At 60.9% G+C, this 22,931-nt stretch carries 26 protein-coding genes; 18 read left to right on the forward strand and 8 right to left on the reverse strand.

Features of this window, described 5'->3' with window-relative positions; translation table 11 throughout:
* Positions 1-23 precede the first annotated feature (23 nt).
* Positions 24-1,076 (reverse strand): ABC transporter substrate-binding protein, encoded by a 1,053-nt coding sequence (locus E8F06_RS17825; protein WP_280369669.1) that lies wholly within the window; start codon positions 1,074-1,076, stop codon positions 24-26.
* 255 nt (positions 1,077-1,331) lie between these two features.
* Here E8F06_RS17825 and E8F06_RS17830 point away from each other — a divergent pair, with 255 nt between their 5' ends.
* From E8F06_RS17830 to E8F06_RS17860, 7 genes are all read left to right on the forward strand, one after another.
* The gene (locus E8F06_RS17830) at positions 1,332-2,711 is read left to right on the forward strand and encodes an aspartate aminotransferase family protein (protein WP_280369671.1); all 1,380 of its coding nucleotides are present in this window, start codon (positions 1,332-1,334) and stop codon (positions 2,709-2,711) included.
* 62 nt (positions 2,712-2,773) lie between these two features.
* Positions 2,774-3,307: a MarR family winged helix-turn-helix transcriptional regulator gene (locus E8F06_RS17835; RefSeq protein WP_082073296.1), complete on the forward strand. Its 534-nt coding sequence runs from the start codon at positions 2,774-2,776 to the stop codon at positions 3,305-3,307.
* Positions 3,308-3,310: 3 nt separating this feature from the next.
* The gene (locus tag E8F06_RS17840) at positions 3,311-4,273 is read left to right on the forward strand and encodes a nitronate monooxygenase (protein ID WP_280369673.1); all 963 of its coding nucleotides are present in this window, start codon (positions 3,311-3,313) and stop codon (positions 4,271-4,273) included.
* A 14-nt stretch (positions 4,274-4,287) separates the two neighbouring features.
* Positions 4,288-5,034: an enoyl-CoA hydratase/isomerase family protein gene (locus tag E8F06_RS17845; protein ID WP_044874649.1), complete on the forward strand. Its 747-nt coding sequence runs from the start codon at positions 4,288-4,290 to the stop codon at positions 5,032-5,034.
* Positions 5,031-6,272 (forward strand): CaiB/BaiF CoA-transferase family protein, encoded by a 1,242-nt coding sequence (locus E8F06_RS17850; RefSeq protein WP_280369676.1) that lies wholly within the window; start codon positions 5,031-5,033, stop codon positions 6,270-6,272. The genes E8F06_RS17845 and E8F06_RS17850 overlap by 4 nt, the downstream gene beginning before the upstream one ends.
* A 2-nt stretch (positions 6,273-6,274) precedes the next feature.
* Positions 6,275-7,024, forward strand: coding sequence for an enoyl-CoA hydratase/isomerase family protein (locus E8F06_RS17855; protein WP_280369678.1), 750 nt, complete (start codon positions 6,275-6,277; stop codon positions 7,022-7,024).
* 9 nt (positions 7,025-7,033) lie between these two features.
* Positions 7,034-8,662 (forward strand): AMP-binding protein, encoded by a 1,629-nt coding sequence (locus E8F06_RS17860; RefSeq protein ID WP_280369680.1) that lies wholly within the window; start codon positions 7,034-7,036, stop codon positions 8,660-8,662.
* A gap of 601 nt (positions 8,663-9,263) precedes the next feature.
* On the opposite strand, the gene E8F06_RS17865 is transcribed toward E8F06_RS17860, so the two are convergent.
* Entirely contained in the window at positions 9,264-9,503 is a 240-nt protein-coding gene (locus E8F06_RS17865; protein ID WP_280369682.1) for a hypothetical protein, read from the reverse strand.
* Positions 9,504-10,329: 826 nt separating this feature from the next.
* On the opposite strand from E8F06_RS17865, the gene E8F06_RS17870 reads away from it, so the two are divergent.
* The 5 genes from E8F06_RS17870 (at position 10,330) to E8F06_RS17890 (ending at position 13,455) form a co-directional block, all read left to right on the forward strand.
* Complete coding sequence (locus E8F06_RS17870; protein WP_280369683.1) at positions 10,330-10,686, forward strand: hypothetical protein; 357 nt, start codon at positions 10,330-10,332, stop codon at positions 10,684-10,686.
* Between the two features lie 49 nt (positions 10,687-10,735).
* Positions 10,736-11,482 (forward strand): hypothetical protein, encoded by a 747-nt coding sequence (locus E8F06_RS17875; RefSeq protein WP_280369685.1) that lies wholly within the window; start codon positions 10,736-10,738, stop codon positions 11,480-11,482.
* 107 nt (positions 11,483-11,589) lie between these two features.
* Positions 11,590-11,874, forward strand: coding sequence for a hypothetical protein (locus E8F06_RS17880; protein WP_280369687.1), 285 nt, complete (start codon positions 11,590-11,592; stop codon positions 11,872-11,874).
* A gap of 986 nt (positions 11,875-12,860) precedes the next feature.
* Positions 12,861-13,103, forward strand: a complete 243-nt coding sequence (locus E8F06_RS17885; protein WP_280369689.1) for a hypothetical protein — start codon at positions 12,861-12,863, stop codon at positions 13,101-13,103.
* Positions 13,104-13,170: 67 nt separating this feature from the next.
* A complete protein-coding gene (locus E8F06_RS17890) occupies positions 13,171-13,455 on the forward strand; it encodes a pyocin activator PrtN family protein (protein ID WP_280369691.1) in 285 nt (94 codons plus the stop codon).
* Positions 13,456-13,464: 9 nt separating this feature from the next.
* Here the strand turns inward: E8F06_RS17890 and E8F06_RS17895 are convergent, their stop codons facing one another.
* On the reverse strand, positions 13,465-14,601 hold the full coding sequence (locus E8F06_RS17895) for a tyrosine-type recombinase/integrase (protein ID WP_280369693.1): 1,137 nt from the start codon (positions 14,599-14,601) through the stop codon (positions 13,465-13,467).
* Positions 14,602-14,714: 113 nt separating this feature from the next.
* Between E8F06_RS17895 and dusA the strand changes: the two genes are divergently transcribed.
* On the forward strand, positions 14,715-15,725 hold the full coding sequence (gene dusA, locus E8F06_RS17900) for a tRNA dihydrouridine(20/20a) synthase DusA (protein ID WP_280369695.1): 1,011 nt from the start codon (positions 14,715-14,717) through the stop codon (positions 15,723-15,725).
* Here dusA and E8F06_RS17905 read toward each other — a convergent pair.
* Positions 15,695-16,081, reverse strand: coding sequence for a hypothetical protein (locus E8F06_RS17905; protein WP_280369697.1), 387 nt, complete (start codon positions 16,079-16,081; stop codon positions 15,695-15,697). The two genes, dusA and E8F06_RS17905, sit on opposite strands and share 31 nt — an antisense overlap.
* A gap of 286 nt (positions 16,082-16,367) precedes the next feature.
* On the opposite strand from E8F06_RS17905, the gene tal reads away from it, so the two are divergent.
* The gene (gene tal, locus E8F06_RS17910; protein WP_280369699.1) at positions 16,368-17,294 is read left to right on the forward strand and encodes a transaldolase; all 927 of its coding nucleotides are present in this window, start codon (positions 16,368-16,370) and stop codon (positions 17,292-17,294) included.
* Positions 17,295-17,358: 64 nt separating this feature from the next.
* Here the strand turns inward: tal and rssC are convergent, their stop codons facing one another.
* Both rssC and rssB read right to left on the reverse strand, forming a co-directional pair.
* Positions 17,359-17,841, reverse strand: a complete 483-nt coding sequence (rssC, locus tag E8F06_RS17915) for an anti-sigma factor antagonist RssC (protein ID WP_044874184.1) — start codon at positions 17,839-17,841, stop codon at positions 17,359-17,361.
* Positions 17,838-19,022, reverse strand: coding sequence for a two-component system response regulator RssB (gene rssB, locus E8F06_RS17920; RefSeq protein ID WP_280369702.1), 1,185 nt, complete (start codon positions 19,020-19,022; stop codon positions 17,838-17,840). The genes rssC and rssB overlap by 4 nt, the downstream gene beginning before the upstream one ends.
* A gap of 216 nt (positions 19,023-19,238) precedes the next feature.
* Here rssB and E8F06_RS17925 point away from each other — a divergent pair, with 216 nt between their 5' ends.
* Positions 19,239-19,538 carry a PilZ domain-containing protein gene (locus E8F06_RS17925; RefSeq protein WP_280369703.1) on the forward strand — a complete coding sequence of 100 codons (300 nt, stop codon included), beginning with the start codon at positions 19,239-19,241 and terminating at the stop codon, positions 19,536-19,538.
* 71 nt (positions 19,539-19,609) lie between these two features.
* Here the strand turns inward: E8F06_RS17925 and E8F06_RS17930 are convergent, their stop codons facing one another.
* Positions 19,610-20,311: a VacJ family lipoprotein gene (locus E8F06_RS17930; RefSeq protein WP_280369705.1), complete on the reverse strand. Its 702-nt coding sequence runs from the start codon at positions 20,309-20,311 to the stop codon at positions 19,610-19,612.
* 103 nt (positions 20,312-20,414) lie between these two features.
* Between E8F06_RS17930 and E8F06_RS17935 the strand changes: the two genes are divergently transcribed.
* The 3 genes from E8F06_RS17935 to E8F06_RS17945 all read left to right on the forward strand — a co-directional run bounded on the left by E8F06_RS17935 (position 20,415) and on the right by E8F06_RS17945 (position 22,026).
* Positions 20,415-20,834: a thioesterase family protein gene (locus E8F06_RS17935; RefSeq protein ID WP_280369707.1), complete on the forward strand. Its 420-nt coding sequence runs from the start codon at positions 20,415-20,417 to the stop codon at positions 20,832-20,834.
* A 55-nt stretch (positions 20,835-20,889) separates the two neighbouring features.
* Positions 20,890-21,630, forward strand: coding sequence for an HAD family phosphatase (locus E8F06_RS17940; protein ID WP_280369709.1), 741 nt, complete (start codon positions 20,890-20,892; stop codon positions 21,628-21,630).
* A gap of 132 nt (positions 21,631-21,762) precedes the next feature.
* The gene (locus E8F06_RS17945; protein ID WP_151133121.1) at positions 21,763-22,026 is read left to right on the forward strand and encodes a DUF4404 family protein; all 264 of its coding nucleotides are present in this window, start codon (positions 21,763-21,765) and stop codon (positions 22,024-22,026) included.
* A 44-nt stretch (positions 22,027-22,070) separates the two neighbouring features.
* On the opposite strand, the gene queF is transcribed toward E8F06_RS17945, so the two are convergent.
* The gene (gene queF, locus E8F06_RS17950) at positions 22,071-22,901 is read right to left on the reverse strand and encodes an NADPH-dependent 7-cyano-7-deazaguanine reductase QueF (protein ID WP_280369711.1); all 831 of its coding nucleotides are present in this window, start codon (positions 22,899-22,901) and stop codon (positions 22,071-22,073) included.
* Positions 22,902-22,931: the final 30 nt, after the last annotated feature.

Genomic DNA, 22,931 nt, shown 5'->3' on the forward strand with positions numbered 1-22,931 from the left:
CTCCGACCTCCGCAAATCCAGAACTATTGTGCGATCAGTTCTTTGTAGTCTTCTTGAACCTCAGTGACATGCTGACCCCACCAGCGCGGATCCATCATGGTCTGCTTGGCGCGGTTGGCAGGCGACATGTTCGACTGGTTCAGAATGTCCGCTGAGAAACTGCCCTTTTCGAAGGCCTGGTTATTGGTCGGCCCGTAGTAGCCCATCATGGTCGGGATACGTGCCTGGATATCAGCGGAGACTGTGTTAGCGATTAGCTTCTGGGCGGCGGCGACATTCTTCGCCCCCTTCAAGATGGCCATGCAGCCATAGCCCAGCAGCCCGTCATCGTAGGTGTAGGCAACCGGGGCCTTATCCTTCACGACGGAGTCGACGCGGCTACTCCAGATGGCAATCAGGTCGACCTCTCCGTCCTTGATCAGCTGCGAAGACTGGGCGCCAGACGTCCACCAAACCGCAACATCCGACTTGATCTTCTCCAACGAAGCCAAGCCGCGTTCGATATCCAGCGGGTAGAGCTGCTCACGCGGCACACCGTCGGCCAATAGGGCGACTTCGAGCATTTCATCCGGGGCTACCGACAATGCGCGACGTCCGGGGAATTTCTTTACGTCCCAGAATTCCTGCCAGTTCTTCGGCCCCTCCTTGAACTTGTCGGTGCGCCAGCCCATCACCACCGAGTAGCTGTTGGTCGCAATCCAGTCCTTGCCCCGAGCGCGGCTAGGAATGCCACTGGCATCGATGACGGAGAAATCCAGCGGCTCGAACATGCCCTGCTCGGAAAGCGCAGCGCAGTCGTTGGCGCCGATATGGATGGCATCCCAGCTCGGCTTGCCCGACTGCACCTGCAAACGGACGGACGGCTGACCATCATGCGATTCAGTGCGCAGGGTCAGGCCGGCCTTTTCTGCCGAGGGCTTCCACAGTGTCTGGATCAGCGCGTCCTGCAGATTGCCGCCATAACCGGCCACGGTAACTGTCTGTTCGTCGGCAGCCATCACGGGCGCGACCAGACTGACAGCCATGGCGCCCAGGAAGAGTCGGATCGCCTTGGGTGAGGGGAGTGTATCGATCATTTTCCAGCTCCTATTTCTAGCGCCTTGTCAGGCGCGGGACTTGTTCTTAGGCAGCGGTAATTCTCAAAGCTACATCCTGTTGCGGCATTGGGAGCGGGTCTTTAGTGCCTTCTGTCCGTCTGCCATCTCTATCGCCAGTTGGCCCCTCGAGATGGTTGACAACATGAACCACATGATTCACATTGTCAACCATATTGAATGAACAGGGTTACTCAGCGAGCAGCCCGAACGCAGGTCCGAACAGGAGCAATTGCCATGTCAAATTCGTTGCACGCCGCCGATATCGCCTTCCATATCCATAGCCAGACCAACCTCTCGCTTCACGAGCAGGTAGGTCCGACCGTCATGGTTCGTGGCGAAGGGGTCTATACCTGGGACGACAAGGGCAAGCGCTATCTGGATGCAATGTCGGGTATGTGGAGTGCAGCCTTGGGCTACAGCGAAGAGCGACTGGTGAACGCGGCGCTGCGCCAGATGCAGGAACTGCCCTACCACCAGAACTTCGCCCATCGCTCCACCGAGCCGGCGATTCAGTTGGCCGAGCGTCTGATCCAGCTCGCACCAGTGCCGATGTCCAAGGTCTTGTTCGCCTGCTCCGGCTCCGAAGCCAACGACACCGCGATCAAGCTGGCCTGGTATTACTGGAGCGCCGTCGGCCAGCCTCAGCGCCGCAAGATCATCAGCCGCAACCGTGCCTATCACGGCACTACAGTGGCCAGCGCCAGCCTCACCGGCTTGCCGCACCTGCACCAGGACTTCGGGTTGCCCCTGCCCGGCTTCCTCCATGTCACCTGCCCCCATTACTACCGCGAGGGCTTGCCGGGCGAGAGTGAAGAAGCCTTCTCCAGCCGCCTTGCCGCGGAATTGGAAGCACTGATCGAACGGGAGGGCGCAGACACCATCGCCGCCTTCTTCGCCGAGCCTCTGATGGGCACCGGTGGCGTCATCACCCCGCCGGCCGGCTACTTCGAGAAGATCCAGGCCGTACTGAAACGTCACGGCATCCTGCTGGTAGCCGACGAAGTCATCTGTGGGTTCGGTCGCACCGGCAACTGGTGGGGTTCCCAGACCTTCGGCCTGAAACCGGACATGCTGACCTGCGCCAAAGCGCTGTCGGCCTCCTACCTGCCGATCTCCGCCCTGATGATCTCCGAAGGCATCTATCAGGCCATGAAGAGCCAGAGCGAGAAGATCGGGGTGTTCGGCCATGGCTACACCTACGGCGGCCACCCTGTGCCGGCGGCCGTCGCACTCGAATGCCTGAACATCTACCAGGAGCGCCAGTTGCCAGAGCATGCACAGCGCGTCGGCAGCCGCTTGGGCGCTGGCCTTCGCAAGCTGGCCGACCACCCCCTGGTGGGCGAAGTGCGTGGTGAAGGCTTGATGTGGGGTGTGGAGGTCGTCGCGGACAAAGCGAACAAGACCGCATTCCCCAGGGAGTGGAAAGTCGGCCTGGCTGTTTCGCAGCAAACCGAAGCCAACGGAGTGACCGCTCGCGCCCTCAACGACTCGGTGGTGTTTGCCCCGCCACTGATCATCTCCGAGGCAGAAGTCGATCTGGTGCTAGATGCGTTCACCAAGGGCCTGGATGCCACGCTCGACAAACTTGTCGCCCAGTCGCGATTCAGCCGTTGAGCAAGTCCGGGCAGTCCAGAACAATGAGGCACTGATGACAGGAACTCCTCACAGGTGACCCCATGAAAAAACAAGCAACAGCAGTCAATCGCGATATCGAAGCATCCACGGACATGCGCGACCTGTTCTCCGTGCAACTGCAGCGTCTGGCAGGACTCTCCAGCCGGATTGCTGCGTTGGTGATCCCCCAGCACTTTTCCATCACGGTGCTGGAGTGGCGGACCCTTGCCATCCTCGACTACCTCGGTGAAGCCCCGCTGGTTCGAGTAGCGAAGCATGCCGGCGTACTGAAGAGCCAGATGAGTCGACTGGTGACGAATCTGAGCAAGCGCGAACTGATCGAGCGCCAACCCAACCCGGAGGATGGACGCAGCGCCCTGCTCTGCCTGAGCCCAGCGGGCAAGGACTTGGTGCGCCGCATCCTCGACGATTCCCAGGCCCGTAACGAAGCAATGCTTGACGGGCTGTCCGGTGAGGAACGCGAGCAACTCAAGGCGCTGATGCAGCGGGTTTACGCCAACAGCCTGGCCTACTTCGGCGAGCTGAAAAAGCACACCCCCTACGACCACCCTGAAGATGAAGACCATGAGGACTGATCGATGCCTATCGATACCCGTCTGACCCGTTTGCTGGGTATCTCCTATCCGATCGTTCAGGCTGGCATGAGCTGGGCATCGAGTTGCGCGGCATTGCCGGCAGCAGTTTCCAACGCCGGCGGTCTCGGCGTCATCGCGGCGGGCCCCATGCGCCTGCCGGATCTCACAGAGACAATCCGCGAGGTCAAAGCACTTACCGACAAGCCCTTTGCGGTGAACATGCCTCTCTACCGCAAGGGTGCTGAAGAAGTTCTGGATCTACTGGTCGCCGAACGTGTCCCGGTGATTATCGCCAGCCAGGGTTCACCGAAGGCACATCTGGCACGCTTCAAGGACTACGGCGCCACTTGGCTGCACGTCGTCGCCTTCGTCGAGCACGCGATCAAGGCCAGTGCGGTCGGCGTCGACGGTTTGGTGGTGGTAGGAAGCGAAGCTGGCGGCCATCCACCGGCCAATGAAGTGAGCACCCTGGTGAATGTGCGTAGGGTGCTTCAGGAAGTCAGCATTCCCGTCGTGGCCGGTGGTGGTGTTGCCGATGGTTTCGGCATTGCTGCCCTGCTGGCCCTTGGCGCCGACGCAGTCCAGCTCGGCACCCGGTTCATGCTCAGCGAAGAAGCCAATCTGCATCCTGCCTACAAGCAGCGGGTGCTGGAGGCAGAGATTGATGAAACCGTCCTAGTAGGACGCAAGCTCCCCGTCCGTAGCCTGCGCAATGCGTTCACGGAACGCGTGGCGAACGCCGAGCGCGAAGGTCTCCCCGAACGCGACCCGGCTGCGTATGAGGCCCTGCTGGCCTCCGCAAGCCTGAAGCAAGCGTCATTTGATGGCGACATCGGCAACGGAAAAGTGGAAGCAGGCCAATCCGCCGGCCTGGTCCGCGAGCTACTTCCCGCCAGCGCCATCATGCATTCGCTGATCGAAGAACTTGAGCAGGCACTAGCCCGCCTGCGCGCCATGCAATCCTGACGGGAGCCTGCACCATGACCCAAGAGCCAGTCGTTCTGACCCAAACCGCCGACGGCGTCCAGACCATCACGCTGAACCGTCCCGACAAACTCAATGCGCTGAACTTCGCCCTTACCGAAGGCCTGGTAGCAGCACTGAAGGCAGCTGATGCCGACGAAGCCGTGCGCGCGGTGATAGTCACCGGCGCCGGGCGCGGTTTCTGCGCAGGCGCCGACACCCGCGAATTCGCAGTGCTGACCCCAGACAACCAGGAACTGGTGGATCGCCGTGCCGCCCTTACCACCGAACTCCAAGGGCTGGTCAAACACATGAGCAAGCCGGTGATCGCGGCAGTGAACGGCTACGCGATGGGCGGCGGCAGTGGACTGGCGATCTCCTGCGACCTCGCACTGGCGAGCGAATCGGCACGCTTCGGCTATCCCGAAGTGAAACATGGCATTGTCGCCGCCATCGTGATGGCGGGCCTGGTCGAGCACGTAGGTCGCAAAGCGGCTTTTGAGCTGGTGGCCACTGGTCGCACAGTTGATGCAACGGAAGCAATGAAGCTGGGGCTGGTGAACCGCGTAGTGCCAGACGATGAGTTGCTGGCCGAAGCCGAGGAGCTGGCACTCGCATTGGCGGCTCACCCGCAGAACGCCATGCAAGCAACCAAGAAGATCTTCCACCAGGTGGCGGAGCTCCCCTTCAGCGAAGGACTCAAGCTTGGCCAGCAGTTGAATGCCCAGATGCGTGCCTTCCGGCAGAAGGAGCAAGTCGCATGAAACCGCTGGAAGGCATTACCGTTATCGAATTGGCGCGGGTGCTGGCCTGCCCGTTCGCCGGGATGATCCTGGCTGAACTGGGTGCCCGCGTGATCAAGGTGGAACAACCACTGTGCGGCGACGAAACCCGTGGCTATGAACCCTTCGTCGGTCAAGACGAACTGGCGCGAGACCAGCTGGATGAAGATGCCTTGGCCGCAGCCCTGGGCCATGAGCGCAGCGCCTACTTCTACGCCTTCAACCGCAGCAAGGAGTCCATCACCGTTAATCTGCGCAGCGCCGAGGGCCAGGAGGTCGTCCGCAAGCTCGTCAGCAGCGCCGATGTAGTGTTGGAGAACTTCCCGGTCGGTACCCTGAAACGCTATGGCCTCGACTGGCCGAGCCTGAAGGAAGTCAATTCGCGGCTGATCTATGTGTCTTGTACGGGGTTCGGCCAGACCGGTCCCTACGCAAAGAAGAAAGGCTACGACACCGTATTTCAGGCCATGAGCGGGATCATGAGCCTGACCGGCGAGAAGGACGGGGGCCCGGTCAAGCCCGGCATCCCGGTCTCGGATCTCAGCTCCGGTCTTTGGATCGCGCTTGGCATCGTATCGATGCTGCAAGGCCGGGGTCACGACGGTGCTGGTTCCTATCTGGATTTCTCCATGCTAGACGGCCAGATCAGCCTGCTGTCGCTCGCCGCGGCCCGCTACTTCGCGCTGGACGAAGTGCCCGAGCGTCTCGGCACCGAGCATCCCGGTCGTGTGCCCTCGGCCAGCTTCCGCTGCGCAGACGGCGGCTTCGTTCACATCACAGGTGCCGACCAGCACTGGCACCCGCTGTGCGAACTCCTGGGTCTCAACGATCTGGCTCAGGACCCGAGGCTGCAGGTCAACAGCGGTCGCGTCATGCACCGCGACGAGGTCATGGCAGCCCTAAGTGAAGCCACAGGACGGATGACCCGCGACGAACTCTGCGCCGCCTGCGACGCCGCCGGAGTACCGGCAGGCCCGCTGAAGACGCTGGACGAAGTGGTAGTGGATCCCCATCTGAACGCCCGCGGTGTGTTCAGCGAGTTCGAGCACCCGGAGGGCGGGCGCTTCCCGGCGATCCGCCTGCCCTTCCAGTTCAATGGTCTGGAGAATCCGGCCCCTGGCCGCCCGCCTCTTCTAGGCGAGCACACCGAAGCGGTTCTGTCTGGCCTGGGCTACAGCCCCCAGCGAATAGAAGCACTGCGTACTGACGGAGCGATCTGAACATGCAAATTCTGGAACTGGGCAGCGTAAGCCTGTCCCTTGACGAAAACATTGCCACGATCACGTTGAATCGCCCCGAGGCGCGTAACGCCCTAAATACCGGGCTCTGCCAGGATCTGCATGCCGCCATTCGTGAAGTCGGCGCACGCCAGGACGTTCATGTAGTCCTTATCCGCGCCAATGGCCCTGTGTTCTGCGCCGGTGCCGATCTGAAAGAACGCAAAGAGATGAACGAGGACCAGATCCGGGCGCGGCGTATCAAAGCCTTCGCGGTGTACGCAGCCATTGAAGAACTGCCGATGCCGGTTGTAGCCGTCGTCGAGGGACCGGCCGTGGGCTCGGGCTGCGAGATTGCCGGCGCCTGTGACTTCATCATTGCCAGCGAGGCTGCGAGCTTCCGCTACCCGGAGGCACGCTGGGGCACCGTTGGCGCGACCCAGCGGTTGCCACGCATCGTCGGCCGTCGCATCGCCAAGGAGTTGATGTTCACCGGTCGCGAAGTGTCTGCGTGGGAAGCCGTCGAAATTGGCTTGGTCAACCAGGTACGCCCCGACGAGGAATTCCCCGACTTCGTCATGGAGCTGGCTCGGAGCATCGCGGCAGCACCTGGCGCAGCCATGCGCAGCGCCAAGCGCACAATTGACCGGGGTGTCGACGACAGCCGATTTGGAGCTCTCGCCCATGAAATCCTGGCAATTGAGGAGAACCTCAACCAGGGAACCTGGCGCGCCGGTATGACTTCGTTTTCCTGAGGACAGATGATGACTGCAAATGCTTCCCCGCTTCCCGGTCCGCTCTGGTCAGTCCTCAAGGACGTCGCCAGCCGACATCCGGACAATGATGCGCTGGTGGCCGAGGACGGCCGCCTGACCTACAACGCTCTACTCAAACAGGTCGAAACCATGGCAAAAGGCATGATCGCCCTGGGCCTCCAGCGCGGCGATCATATCGGCGTGCTGATGGGCAATTCCGTTCAGTGGGCAGTGATCTGGTATGCGGCAGCCTCCATCGGACTTGTCTGCGTGCCGTTCAATACCCGCTTTCGCACAGAGGAACTTGGCTACGGTCTGGCCCACGAGGACGTCCGCGCCCTCTTCTGCGTCGACCGTTTCCTGGGGAAGATTGACTTCAGCGCCATGCTCCGCGAGGTCGAGCCAGCCATCGACCAAGCGCTTCCCGGCAAGGCCATGCCCCTGCTGCGACATGTGGTCGTATTTGGGGAGAACGTTCCGGCAGGCGCTTTAAGCGAAGAGCGTTTCCTCAGTCTCGGAAAGGGTATTGGCGTTGCGGAACTGGGCCAGGCACGTAACCAGGTGCAACAGGACGATACCCTGTTAATTCAGTTCACCTCGGGCACCACCGCGTTCCCCAAGGGCGTGATGCTCAGCCATGAGTCCATGTTGGGCGTCGCGAAGTCCGTGGCGGAGCGCATGGGCGTGCGTCACGAAGACCGCTACTTCAGTCCCCGCCCCTTCTACCATGTGGCCGGCAGCACTATGTCGCTGCTCGTGGCACTGGTGCATGGCGCTACCCTGGTAACCGCTGCCACCTTCGACCCCGCACAGGCTCTGGAGATCATGAGCCGGGAACGCTGCACGCTGACCTCAGGCAACGACACCATGTTCCTGATGCTGCTCGCCGACCCGAGCTTCGAAGAGAAAAAACTGTACTTGCGTGGCGGCTGGGCCGCCGCCAGCCCGCAGATCCTCCAGGATGTAGTCGACAAGATGGGTGCAGCAGAAATCTGCAATGCCTATGGCCTGTCCGAGGCATCTCCCAACATTGTCATCTCCGACTATCGCGAGCCGCTCGAATATCGCCTGGACGGCTCCATGAAGCCCCACGAAGGTCTGCATGTCGAAATCCGCGACCCGGCTACCGGTGAGGCGTTGCCGCCAGGTCAGCCGGGCGAGATCTGCGCTAGCGGCTGGAGCTTGATGAAGGGTTACTACAAGCTGCCCGATCAGACTGCGTCGGCCCTGCGCGACGGCTGGCTGCACACTGGGGATCTTGGCGTACTTTCCGCCGATGGACGCCTGCGTTTTGTGGGGCGACTGAAAGACATGTTCCGTGTTGGTGGCGAAAACGTTTCCCCGCTTGAAGTGGAACAAGTGCTGCTGAAGCACCCGGCCGTCGAATTGGCGCAAGTGATCGGTGTGCCCGACGCCCGACTGGGAGAGGTCCCCGCGGCCTACGTCACTTTGAAGCACGGTGTGGCAGCATCCTCGGATGAACTCATCTGCTTCTGCAAACAGCGGTGTGCCAACTTCAAGGTGCCACGTTTTCTGGCCATTGTTGAGGACTTTGAAAGCATTGGTATGACTGGCTCCAGCAAAGTCCAGAAAGGACGTCTGCGAGAGCATGCAGTCAAGCACTTTGGCTTGGGCTGAGCAGAAGCTTGAGTTTGGCCGGCCCCCGAAAGGGGGCTTTTTTTATTCCTATCCCTTACAAGACTCGATGTCTGCTTTTGGCTGCCGATTGCAACACTGCCCGTTGGAGCTGCGTATCCAGCTGCAATACCTGCACGACCGGCTTCTCAAGGATGCGGACGGGCCCCTTCGCAATGCTCTGGGGCGCGTGTCCACTGAACTTCTGGGCGTACAACGCACCACGCTTCAGCCAGCCGATTTGTATGCCTTGCTCACTCCCTTGATCGACGCACGAATCGAAACGATTCAAAGCAATATCAGGGCGCCTGGGCAGCCCCTTAGCTCATGACTTGGCCCTCATTGGGAACCATGAAAGGAGCATTACCTCAGTCCGATGGAGTTTGAGCGGCGAAATGCGCGCAATAGCTCTGAACTACCTATCCACCAGCTTCGGGACAGGCCAGTTTCACTCTTGCTGATATTCCTTCTTATAGCAGCTGTGTAACACCGAAACTAAGGGGTGGACGGATCAAACCCAGGACTGATGCGGGGTTAGGACCTCAGCAAAAACCTGCGCAGGGAATGCTCTGCCGCAATCGGTGCGAGCGTAGTTTTGGCCGCACTAGAAAGCACCGGGAAAAGCGGTTTTCTGGGCCTGAGGGCCAGTTGATACAGCTATTAGCGGGCGCACATCCAAAATATTTTTTCCTTTTCTTTTCAGAACCTTAAGCAGCACAAATAAAATGTCTCCCGCCTTTTCTTGACGCCGTCCGCCCAGGAACCACGGGCGCATTCCAGCATACGTAGCCCGCCCCCTCGATTCGAGGCCGTTCTGCGCGGCACGGAAGGTTTCGATGTCCATTTCCTGCTATAGCAGCTAGAAAACATTGGAAACCCTGGAATGCCCCACGCCTTCTGGGCTAGCGAGGAGGGGCACCAAACATGGAAAACGAGTTTCGATGTTTTACTGATCACCATTTTCTTAGCCGTAACAGCGCCGCCCCAGCCCAGTGAGGCATCTCCGCCCTGAAGACGTACCCAATCAGCCTCAGCACGCCCCTAAAAAAGGCGGGCGAATTGGGGATTTCATATGTGGGGACGCCAGAAAACCGGGATCAGAGAGTGCATCTGGAGTGCACTTTTTTGCACCTAAATGGACACGAGGAGGAGCATCCGAGGTGCATAAAAGTGAACCCCTCGTAAACTTTGAGATTGTCGTATCTCGGACGAGAAAGCAGGTGCAAACGGCAGCCGAGACTGAGGCTCTGCGTGAGGATGCTCCCACCCTTGTTGACTCGCTCAACCGGGCCCCTCTTCACCAGACCGCAACGAGATGCGGCACCGGATTCGAAATTAGGTAAATTTCGCAGGTTGCCGCCGCCGTGCGCACGCGCCCGTATTGAACACGGCCAGCACGGTCTCCTTTCCCAGGAGAAACTAATGCCCCGCCCAGCAAAGTAGCTTTCCTTGTATCCACGGGAGGCACGCAGAAGGAACAAGGAAAGCGACTTTCGTCTGACCAAGGGCCCAGTTCGACCATCACGGAAGCCCCTCCCCCGACCGTCCAGGCTCATTTCAAACTCGAAACATCACTTGATACTTCGAAGCCGCATGCAACATGCCGAAGCGAAGGTTGCATATAGATAAAGTCATGCTCACCTGATGATCCCCGTCCACGGAGATCCTCAATGAACACAACGCCCCCTGAAGAAGTCTGCTCTGCAATCTGGAAGCGCCTCTTCCATTGCAACCTGGTTGTGCTTAGCGCCTCCGCCTTGGTCGTGCTTAGGCTGGCCTATGTGTCAGTCGGCCCCGACATCCCAGAAGGCCGGGCTGTTGAAATGGCATTTTGGCGAGTCGCTCTGCTGATGGCGTTTCAATCCGCACCATTGGCATGGGCCCACCTCATTTACCAGGGCTACAAGCAGAAACTCATTTCCATTCCGCTCTATCAGACCATGACCCTGCTGAGAATGCCCCTGGCGATCTGGGCGGGAGGTTGCCTGATTACAGGCACCGTTTTCTGGCCCGTCCTCAGTCAATGAGTATCGTCCCGCTCGTGCCCATTCTATTTGCCGTCTCCGAGGAACGCCCATGCTTCGCTTGTTCGTGATTGCCACTCTCTCTGTCCTATTCACAGGGTGCGGTCTTATACCCAGGACTGGTTCTCCCTCCCAGGCGCTGATGATTGCCGACGCCATGGGCATTCCTGCCGAGGACATGCCAAAGGCGAAGTACAACGAGTTGCGGTCTCGCGAAGGTAACGCTTCTGATAGCCGCAACATCGACAACTCAGTCGCAGGTGCGGCGCAGCTGATTGCTACCGGAGATCCGACTCTGTTGCTGCTGAGTGGATTCACCCCAGGCAGCACTGCGGCCAACGTTCAAGTTGCTGCCTGGGTACCCGCAGACATTGCCTCGAGCCCAGATGAGTCCGTGGCCATCAGCTCAAAAGCATTCATCCGCGCCCGTGCAGAAACGTATGCCACTAACGAAGAAGCTCGACAGAGGGCGCTTCGCACACAAGTTGGCTACGTACTAGGTCAACCATACGGAGATGGCGGGCCAATTCATGCCTTTTCCCAACTCCTCGACATGATTGCCGACCACTCACCGAACCTGGTCACAGCACCTGCGTTCATGAAGTCGAAGGAGAAGGCCTATGGGCCGATTTTCCTCGGCGCACGGGGGCGGCCGGCCAATCGAGAAGAGCTCGAGTTGACGCTCGAAATGTCCAAGCACCTTCCCTCCTGGTTTTTCATCTACAGCCCTGGCCTCGCTGGCGTCTCACCACCGGTGATCATGAACGAGGGCAGAGAACTGCTTTTCGTTGCACCCTGAGTACCAACCCTACCCAAGCAAGGGGCCGACACGTTCGGCCCGTTTGTGGGCTTGCACTTTTCCGATTCTGAGGAAACTGGAAACCGTAACCAAATCGGAGCCAGTCAATGTCCTCATCCTCACCAAAGCCGCTTCTGTTTAACGCGCACCAGCAAGCCCTCCTTGATGCCTGGGCGGACATTTACGTCCAAGCACATATCGCGGAGCTGCTGGCCATTCCGCTTTCCAGTTTTCTCACCGCTCCTCGCCACTTTCTGGACCTGGCTGGGCAGGACACAGCGCTCACCGCCATCGCCAATGGCCATCGCCCTTTACTGCCTGCTCAAGTAGCTGCCAGCCAACGTATCTGGAACTCCTGGGGAAACCAAGGAGGCGCTACGCACGACGAGTGATAGTGGAAGCACTCATTCCGCCCCTCAGACGTCGCTCTTTCCTAACTTTCGGAGAAAACCATATGAACCTGTTGATCGTCCTGATAGCTGCAAGTCTTGGGATTGCCTACTGGGTGTGGAGGCACGAATGCAAGTTGAGAGAACAGCGCCACAAGCGTTGGCTGAAATGGCCCATTGTCGACGACTACCTGGAGCGACATGGACTCAACCGCAACGGTCGGAAAGGAATCACCTGTCGCTTCTGCGGATCACGAAGCATCCGCCAGCTTGGATGGGAGGGATGGCATGACCAGCGCCGCATCCACCAGTGCAACCATTGCAATGCAAGCCTCTACCGAAGCTACCGCTAGGGCCAGAAGGGAACGTTGCTCGCGTGGTGCGAGCATTCAGCAAAGCACCTTCTCCTGATAGGGAGCTATAGGAGGCGGACCGTAACACGTCAGAAGCACCTTTGGCGAGGCTGAGTCCCAAGCCTCCTATCATTGATCGGCCTTGGCCTGCCCCACGCCCCAGGGGCCTTGCACTTTCTTATTGCTCGGCAAGATGGGTCTGCAAGCTCCTCGCAAAAGCCGCTTCTGTTTAACGTCCATCAACAAGCTCACCTAGCTGTGCGCATCAGGGGACGCTGGCTGTGAATCGCCAATAGGCACACCCTGAAAGCAGCTCCAGCGTCCCTCACGGTCTTGGTCTGCCCCACTGCAGCAGAAGTGACTTTCCCCGCTGGACTGCATTTCAAACAGCTTCCCGCCACCCCTTCCCCGACTCGATCGCGATCCTTGGCAACTTGCGTTTTTCCATTGCCCGGCAAGCTGAGTCAGCAGACTCCTGGCAAAAACCCGGGCCTGGAATCGAGGAAAATCGAGTGAATACGATCTTAAAGATCATCTCGCCCGCTTGACCCTCCAATGGGACTAGATAGCCCACTAAGCCGCGAGCTTCCTCCTTAGCATCAAGGGGTGCAATCGGTTCAGGAGAAGCCCCCCAACATGCACACCACAAACAGAGACACCATGATGGCTCACCCCGGCGAGTGGTTCGCCCAAGTCGGCATGGCCGAATGGCGGGTGTCGACCGGCAAGGCAATGCGGGTCGCCTGGGATGACGATGGGCGGCCCACATGCAAGTTACTTGGCCGCCCGATGCTTGATCCCGCCATCTTCGACCACCTGCCCTTCTCCAGCGCAGACAGCACTAACCTCGGCCACACCATTGGGGTCGGCTATGCCTGACGCGGTACCCACACCCGCCTTCCAAGGAAGTAGCTCAGCACCGGCGCTGACTAGCGAGGTACATACAATGAACACCATTTTCCTACTGATGGCACAGTACAACGGCACCGCCATCATCCCCCTGGACCGCATCTGCGCCGACTACTTCAGCCACCTGACGCCGGAGAAGTTCCAACAGAAGGTCCTGGCCGGTGCCATTGACCTGCCGATCGTGCGCATGGAAGGAAGCCAGAAATCGGCCAAGGGCGTTGCCCTGACTGACCTGGCCAAGTACTTGGACGCCCAGCACCAGGCGGCCAAGGTCGAGAACGACAAGCTGCACGGACGGAACCCTTTTCGGAGGAGCGGATGAGGGGAGGCGCTAGCCCTCCCCTTTCCGTTGTACTCGCGCGCCTAGTTCGACGGGCGCCGCAATTATCCGCTCCAGCCAACTCCACCCCGCATAGGGGTCCACTCTCCCTCGTAGGTGCGTGTAGCGCCGCAGCGAGTTCCAATCCCGGTGGCCCGATACGCTGGCCACGCGCGGAATATCCCAGTCCATTTCGAACAGACGACTGACGCCGTCGTGACGCAGGTCGTGAAAGTGCAGGTCCTCGATCTCGAGGAACTTGCAGGCATTGCGCCATGAGGTGCCGATGGAATTACCGTTATAGGGGAAGATCTCCGGGCAGTCCTTGGGCATCGTCTCGATGATTGCCATTGCCTCGTCCGGCAGATGGCACCAGACATCGTTGCCGATCTTCTGCCCCGGGTTCTTCATGTCCCGCACCAGCACCGTCTGACTAGCCACGTCCAGGTCTTCCCAACGGATGCGGGTAATCTCTTCCTGGCGACGGGTCGAAAAGATAGCGAAGGCAATGACCTTCGGCATATGGATGGCTGTGGGCTTCCAGCGCAGCAGCTCGAAGAAGTGCGTCAGAATCTTGTCCAACTCTTTGGCGGCGGGACGCCGGGAGCGCTCCTTGCTGCGGCTGACAGCCCCCAGCTTTCGCAATACCTTGCGGGCGTCACCGATGGCATGCGGATCGATCTCATAGCCCCAAGCCGGGCGCGCCACCGAGAGCACGGCCCCCAGGTGCGCCAGGTCGTTGCCGACTGTCTGCGCCTGCACGCCGCCACCTGCCTTAGTCATACGCCACTGGGCGAACTCCACCAGTTTCTGACTGGTCAGGTCCTGGTCAGCTATCTCACCAATCCAGGTTTCGCTGATGGCCTTGAGTGCCTGGCGCTTGGTCTTGCCGAGCGGGCGGATACGCTCGTACTCCTCCAAGTACTGCTCGATGATCTCCTTGATTGTGACGCCATCGCGGCTAGCGCGCTCGATCGCACCCGGCGCCCCCAATGCCGCTTCGCGCTTGGTCGCCCAGGCCTTGGCTGCCTGCTGGCGGTCGAAGGTCTGGCTTTCCTGATAGACTTGCTGGCCATCGCGCATGATCCGAATCTGCGCCGTATAGCCGAACGTCCCGTCCTTGCGTTTCCGCTTTCTGATAGTCGCCATAGGTGATTTGGTACATGAGCCTTCTGGGTTGGTACATTGTACCAGTGACATCCCCAAAACAAGCGGAAACGGCAGAAAACGGCAGAAAACGGCAGAAAATCAGAAGTACCAGAATGCCCCTAGAATCAGCCCAAAAGCCAGTAACCACGCGCCCTTCCCTGTCCCGCCGCTTCTCCGTGGCACCGATGATGGACTGGACTGATAGACACTGTCGTTTCTTCTTGCGCCAGCTGTCGAAGCACGCCCTGCTTTACACCGAGATGGTGACCACTGGCGCGTTGTTGCATGGCGACCGTGAGCGCTTTCTGCGTCACGACGAGGCGGAACACCCGCTGGCGTTGCAACTGGGTGGCAGCGTGCCAGCGGACCTGGCGGCCTGCGCGAAGATGGCGCAGGAGGCGGGTTATGACGAAGTGAACCTGAACGTCGGCTGCCCCAGCGACCGGGTGCAGAACAATATGATCGGCGCTTGCCTGATGGGCCATCCCGCGCTGGTGGCCGATTGCGTCAAGGCGATGCTGGATGCGGTGGAGATTCCGGTCACGGTGAAGCACCGGATCGGCATCAACGGGCGCGACAGCTACGAGGAACTCTGCGACTTCGTCGGCCAGGTACGCGAGGCCGGGTGCCGCAGCTTCACGGTCCATGCACGCATCGCCATCCTCGAAGGTCTTTCGCCCAAGGAAAACCGCGAGATTCCGCCGTTGCGCTATGACGTGGCGGCACAGCTGAAGCGGGACTTCCCGGATCTGGAAATCATCCTCAACGGCGGTATCAAGACCCTCGACGAGTGCCGCGAGCACCTCGATACCTTCGATGGAGTGATGCTGGGCCGCGAGGCGTACCACAACCCCTACCTGCTGGCCGACGTGGATGCCGGGCTGTTTGGAGGCAATGGCCCGCAGATCAGCCGTGCCGAGGCCCTGGAGGCCATACGCCCCTATATCGAGCGCCACATCCAGGAAGGCGGCGTAATGCATCACATCACCCGCCACGTCCTCGGCCTGGCGCAGGGTTTCCCCGGCGCCCGGCGCTTCCGTCAGTTGCTGTCGGTCGACGTACACAAGACAGACGACCCGCTGGCGCTGCTGGATCAGGCTGCCGAGCTGCTGCGCGGCCGCTGAGCGGATATCGTCGCTTCCCAGGACGGCGCCAGGCAGTAACGGCTGCCGCCCAGGGCGACTACCAGGCCGCTGTCCACCATCCGACCCAGCACCTGGCGCACGCTGACCAGCGACAGCGGCTCGCCCGCTTCCACCAGACGCTCGTGGAGGACGCGGCTGGGAATGTCGCCACCCTCCAAGGACACCAAGCAGAGGATCTCCAGCACCTTGAGGCGCGGCATGCTGGTCTTCAGCCCCGATTGCTGCAGCATCTGCCGCAACAAGCGCTGGTCCAACTGCGGGATGCTCCGTTCGACCGTCAGATCAAGGGGCTGCAGGACAACCGGCTTGCCCCGTGGCAATGCGTGTACTCGCATCAATATCTCCTTTCTGATCAATGACTTGCTGACGCGAAGCCTCCGGCTGGTTCTCCTACCAGCCGGTTTCCCGAATAAATTTCGGGCTCTCATAGAAGTAGACGGACGAGCACGAAAAAACCGCAATAAAAATGCGAAATCTTTTTCCGCGCGGAACCCGGATGCCCCTTTTCCGGGTCTGTTGAGATGGGCAGGCCGATGGCCTGTAAAAAAGCCCTTACGCCCCCGTTGAGCAGCCCCCGCGGCTCGGGTAAGGTCAGATCATCCGCCACGACAAGGTTTTGCCATGACCTCCAAGCTGGACCAACTCAAGCAATACACCACCGTCGTTGCCGACACCGGCGACCTGGACGCGATCGCCCGCCTGAAGCCGGTCGACGCCACCACCAACCCTTCCCTGCTGCTGAAAGCCGCTGCCATGCCACGCTATTCCGAATTGCTCGACAGCGCGGTGGCAGGTGCCGGCAGTGACCTTGGCCTGGCTTGCGACCGCTTCGGTGTGGCCGTGGGCCAGGAGATCCTCAAGGTGATTCCGGGGCGCATCTCCACCGAAGTGGACGCCCGCCTGTCCTTCGACACCGACGCCACCCTGCGCCGCGCTGAGCGCCTGATCGGCCTCTACGAGGAAGCTGGCATCGGTCGTGAGCGCGTGCTGATCAAGATCGCCTCCACCTGGGAAGGCATCCGCGCGGCCGAACAGCTGGAGCGCATGGGCGTCCAGACCAACCTGACGCTGCTGTTCAACTTCGCCCAGGCCGCTGCCTGCGCCGATGCCAGGGTGTTCCTGATCTCCCCCTTCGTCGGCCGCATCTACGACTGGTACAAGAAGGCCGAAGGCCGCGATTACGTTGGCGCCGAAGACCCGGGCGTACAGTCCGTTGCGCGCATCTACCGCTACTACAAGGCTAATGGCTACCGGACGGTGGTAATGGGCGCGAGCTTCCGCAACCTGGGGCAGATCGAAGCGCTTGCAGGCTGTGACCGGCTGACCATCAGCCCCGAGCTGCTGCAGAAGCTGGCGGACGACCAGGGCGCGCTGGAACGCAACCTGGCCCCTGGCAGCGATGCCGAAGCCCGCGTCGTGCTGGACGAAACCGCGTTCCGCTGGCAGCTAAACGAAGACGCCATGGGCACAGAGAAGCTGGCCGAAGGCATCCGCCTCTTCGCTCGCGACCAGGAAAAGCTGGAAGCCCTGCTCGCCTCGCGCCGCTGAAACACAAACGCGCGCAGCCCTTGCGGGCTGCGCGCGTTTTCATGCGTCGGAGAAAATCGACGAATCAGCTGCGCTCGAGAGCGCTGACCAGATCGTGGAAGGCTTCGCGATTGGACTCGTTGAGTCCCATAAGGATGCGGTGGGCCTCCAGCACCTTGGTGCGGACGACCTCCTCCGTCTGATCCTGCGGCGGCAGGTCCTCGAGGCTTTCCGGGCAGGGAACCGGTCTCCCGACAATGTTGAACACCTGATCGAATCCCATCGACTGCAGCAGCCGGGTGATATCGGGGTGGGTGGTCACTACCGTGGGCAACAGGCCCACCTTCTGCCGCGAAAGGATCGACAGCTTGGCCAGCAGGCCGAGGGTGGTGCTGTCGATACTCTGGGTTTCGGTCAGGTCAATCACGATCGCCGAAAAATTCAGCGCCGAGAAGATCTTTTCAATGGTCGCATCCAGGGCCGAACACAGGGTCAGGCGGATTTCTCCGACGAACTTCAGGACAAAGGTCCCATCCTGCTCGGCAAACTGGATTTTACCGGTACTCATGCAAGGTTCCTGCTCAACACCAGCAAGGCGATATCATCCGGCATCTCGCCCAGGCTGGCCAGTCCAAATACTTGTCGCAAGCCATCCAGACTGCCACCTGCCTCACAAACCATCTTTGGCAGTGCGGCTTCCTTATCTTTGAGGGTCTCGCCGGGCAAAAGGTCCAAGATCCCGTCCGAGAGCAAGGTCAGGCTGAAGGACGACGGCAAATCGATGATCTGGTCATCATAGCTCGCCTCCTCGAACAGCCCCACCGGCAGCCCCTTACCGGTCAGGTAGGAGGCCTTGCCCTCGCTATAGAGCACCGGCAGGGGCAAATGCCCGCCGATGCTGTACGTCAGTTTGCCGCTTTCCTCGTCTATCACCCCACCGAGCATGGTCACGTGCTTGCCCAGCTTGGTGTTGATCAGGCCGCGGTTGATATGCCCCAGTACCTCGGAAGGCTTGAACTCGGGCAGCATGCCATTGCGCCGGGACTCGTAGAGCAGGCGCGTAGTCATGAACTTGAGCAGCACGGTCACGAAGGCCGACGACGCGCCGTGCCCGGACACATCCGCCAGGTAGAACGCTACCCGGCGCTCGTCCACGCGGAAGTAGTCGACGAAGTCACCGGAAAGGTACAGAGACGGGATGATCTGGTGGGCGAAACGCAGGCTATCCACTTCCCAGGGCGTCACCGGCAGCATGTTCATCTGCACCTGGCGCCCGGCGTTCTGGTCCTCCTGCAGCAGGTGCAGGCTGGCTTGCAGTTCGCGGTTGGCGGCTTCGAGCTTTTCCCGGTAGCGACGGTTCTCAAGGCGCAGGGCCGAGCGGTCGAGCGCGCGGCGCACCGAGTGCTCGAGAACGGCCAGGTCTTCCAGGGGCTTGATCAGGTAGTCGGCTGCACCCAGGCGCAGGGCTTCGACCGCGTCGCTCATGACGCCAGCGCCGGAGACCACGATTACCGGGGTTTCTGCTTCCAGTTCGGAAATGCGACGGATCAGTTCCAGGCCATCGACCTGAGGCATGCGCAGGTCGCAGATCACCAGATCCGGGCGCTCCTGCTCGAAAACCTGCAGCCCTTGCAGGCCGTTGCTGGCCTGCCGAACGCTGAATCCACTGTCTTCCAGATAGGCCGCGAGGCTTGCGCGCACTACCTCGTCGTCATCAATAATCAGCAGCTTGGCACTGGGATTGTGCATGGATTATCCAGGCAAACGGCGCCAGGGATGGGTTGTTGTAGCACCCGACCTAAGGCCCGAGCACGAGTACGGGGGTTCGCTTTACGGCGCAGACGGTACTCCCATCCGCAGGGCGATTCAAGCTTGCGCCGCGCGCTGAACTCTGCCTTTACACCCTAAATCGCCGGAAGTTATAAGAGGTTCGGCCACCCCGCACGACGACAAGAGGATCAGCGCGTGAGTCTGGACGACCGCCACTACAGCGAGAAGCGCGATTTCATCAGGATGCAGGTACAGACCAAGGCCATCCTGGAACACGCTGGCCAGCAATACCCCGTCCTTTGTCTAGACCTCTCCAGCAGCGGCATGCAACTCGAAGTGGATATCGCGCTGGCGGTGGGCGACCGGGTCCGCGTGCTCATTCCTTCCGAGCACAATGCCCTCAAGGGGCTGGAAGCCGATGCCGAAGTGGTGCGGATCGGCGAAGGCAGCAACGGCCGCCACACGCTCGGGCTGGCCATTCTCGACATGCGCTAGCGGCAATGGCCGGAAACGAAAAAGGCGACCCTGGGGTCGCCTTTTTCATGTCGCAGCAAAGAGTGCCGGACTTAGAAGTCGTCTTCCACTTCGCCGTCCTTCACCTTGAACTCGCGGTTCTGCAGGTAGGCGTTGCGAATGAAGATGTACTTGTCGCCGGTAATCAGCTTCTCCGCCGACAGCAAGCTGGCGCGGGTGTCCACCACATCGACGGCACGGGTCACGTTGCGGGTCGGCACGTGGTCGATGTAGGGGTAAGGCTCCAGGAAGGAATCCGGGACCTTGCCGCCGGCGTCACGCACGGTGCTCGGGCCGAGGAACGGAATTACCAGGTAGGGACCGCTGTCCACGCCCCAGTAGCCCAGGGTCTGGCCGAAATCTTCGTCGTTGCGCTGCAGCCCCATGTGGGTGGCCACGTCGAAGAAGCCCAGCAGGCCGAAGGTGGTGTTGAACACCAGGCGGCTGGTGTCCACGCCAGCATTGTGGAACTTGGCCTGGAACAGGTCGTTGGCCAGGTTACCCACGTCGCCGATGTTGCTGAAGACATTGTGGACGCCGTCTTCGAGGAACTGCGGGGTTACCGCCTGGTAGCCCTGGGCGACGGGTTTCAGCGCATAGGTGTCGAGGGTGTCGTTGAAGCGGAACATCGCACGGTTGAAGCCCTCCCAGGGGTCTTCCTCCGCGGCGTTCGCTGCGACGGGCAGAACCGCCAGGGTGACGCAGGCCAGAACTCGACCCAGACGATCGAGCCACCGAGCACCGATCAATTGCATTGCAGACTCTCCTTGAGAAAAGTAGTGTGGCGGCCCGCCGCCCCATCAAAGGCGCGCAGTATAAGGCCATCGCACACACTGGGTAGCATAGCGGACAGCCAGCATGCCGGAAAAAACCTTGCTTCATATTGCCCACATCCCCGTTCGCTGGGGCGATATGGACAGCTACGGTCACGTCAACAACACCCTCTACATCCAGTACCTGGAAGAAGCCCGGGTCGCCTGGTTCGAGAGCCTCGGCATCGCCATGAACAACGTGCCCCAAGGCCCCGTGGTGCTGCAGACCTTGCACACCTACCTCAAACCCGTGGTGCACCCCGCCACCGTGGTCATCGAGCTCCGTGCGGGCCCGGTGGGCAATAGCAGCCTGGTGGTGGAGCACCGCCTGAGCACCCTGGAAGACCCTGCGACGCTCTATGGCGAAGGCCATTGCAAGCTGGTATGGATCGACCACGCCACCGACAGTTCCGTACCGGTGCCGGACGATCTGCGCCTGGTCATGGGCGCTGGCAAGCGGCAGTAACCTCGCTGTCATCCAGGGCGGTTAGCCTGCGCCAGACCTCGTCAGGACGACGCAGATGCCCCACAGCCAACCGCCCGCCTTCACCGCCATCCTCTTCGGCCTTTCCGGCTGCCTGGTGGATTTCGGTGCCCGAACCCTGCCGCTGGCCCTGAGCCGATTGCTGCCGGACCTCCCAACTACCCAACTGGCCGAAGCCGCCGCCCGGCCCCCTCGCGCCGCCCTCGACCACGCCCTTGGCAGCTCCGCCAGCGAAGAAATGTTCCAGGCCTTTCAGCAGCAACTGCTGGATGCCGCCGGGGAACACGCCGAAGCCGTCACTGACCTCGAAGAATTGGCCAACCTGATGGGCGGCGCCCAGGTGCCCTGCGCCTGGCTCGACGAACTCCCCACCCCGGCCAACTGGCGCCTCGCCACTCCCCTACCCGCCTGGCTAGGCGGTAGCGAGATCAATGGCGCACGCCCCTGGCCGGCGCCGGACAGCTGCTGGCAGGCACTGGCTGGGCTGGGCGTTGCACGCCTGGAAGGTTGCGTCCTGATCAGTGCCAACCCTCGCCTGCTGCAGGCCGGCCTGAATGCGGGCCTATGGACCATTGGCCTCGCCGCCAGCGGCCCCCTGTGCGGCCTTGCACCAGCAGACTGGCACGCCCTGGAAGGCAGCGAACGCGATCGCCTGCGCGCCGCCGCCACCCTGGAACTCTACCGCCTGGGCGCCCATTCGGTGATCGACCATCTGGGCGAGCTGGCGCCCTGCCTGGCGGACCTCGCCCACCGCCGCGAGAAGGGCGAAAAGCCCTGAGCCCGGTACATTTGTTTCAGGCTTGATCCGAATCAGGCAGGCCTGACCAGGCTGGATTAATCTCTAAGGCATGAGGGACCTTTGAATGCTTCAACGGGTCCACTCCTGAGACATTCGCATAGGGAGAAAGACATGCCTGAACGCCTGCAGCAGCAACTGCAACAACTGCGCGACCAGCTGGCCCAGGAACCACCGCTGGATGCGGAGGAACGCGCATCGCTGATCGAGTTGATGCAGGAAATCGAACTGCGCCTGGCCCAGGATGCCGCCATGGCGCCGGACGCCACTCTGGTGGATGGGGTCAACCTGGCCGTCGAGCGCTTCGAAACCCGTCACCCCACCCTGGCCGGGACCTTGCGGAACATCATGCAGAGCCTTGCCAACATGGGCATCTGAGGCCGAGCACAAGAAAAAACCCCGACTTCACGTCGGGGTTTTCGTTACTGCCGTACCAGGCGGCGATTGTCCGGCTGGACAGGGTGGGTGCTGCGGTAGGGGTTGATGTCCAGGCCACCGCGACGGACGTAGCGGGCATGAACGCTGAGCAGCTCCGGCTCCAGCAGGCGCTTGAGGTCGAGGAAAATGCGCTCAACGCACTGCTCATGGAAGTCAGCATGCTGGCGGAAGCTGATCAGGTAGGCCAGGAAGCTGGCGTGATCGAGGCGCTTCGCACCGCGGTACTCCACCACCACTGTGCCCCAGTCCGGCTGACCGGTAACCGGGCAGTTGGACTTCAGCAGATGGCTGTGAAGTGCTTCCTCCACCTGGCCGTCGTCGGCACGTAGCAGCTCAGGCTGCGGATGCTCATAACGGTTGATCGCTACTTCAAGTTCATCGATGCAGATGCCCGCAGACGCCGCAACGCCTTCGGCCTCCACCTCCGCCAGGCTGCGCACCCGCACCGCAACCGGAGCGCCAGCCGCCCCACTAAGGTCCCGCGCCAGCACCTGCTCCAGCTCAGCAGCGCTGGTGTAGACGGACTGGTTCAGCGAGTTGAGGTAGAGCTTGAACGACTTGGACTCGATGATGTTCGGCGAATCGGCCGGAATCGCGAATTCACCGATCGCCACCACCGGCTTGCCGGACGGCGTCAGCCAGGACAGCTCGTAGCAGTTCCAGAAGTCCACGCCCTGATACGGCAAGGTCGCAGCGGTCAGCCCCAGCTCGCTCCACTTGGTCACACGGGAAATGGGGAACAGCAGCTCCGGGCTATAAGTGCTGACGTACTCGCTGGACTTGCCCAGCGGCGATTGTTCGGCGGGATGATGCATGGGCGGGTGGACCTGAAAATGCGGAAATCG

The sequence above is a fragment of the Pseudomonas sp. BN411 genome (assembly GCF_029871235.1).
In the GTDB taxonomy this organism is placed as follows: Bacteria; Pseudomonadota; Gammaproteobacteria; order Pseudomonadales; family Pseudomonadaceae; genus Metapseudomonas.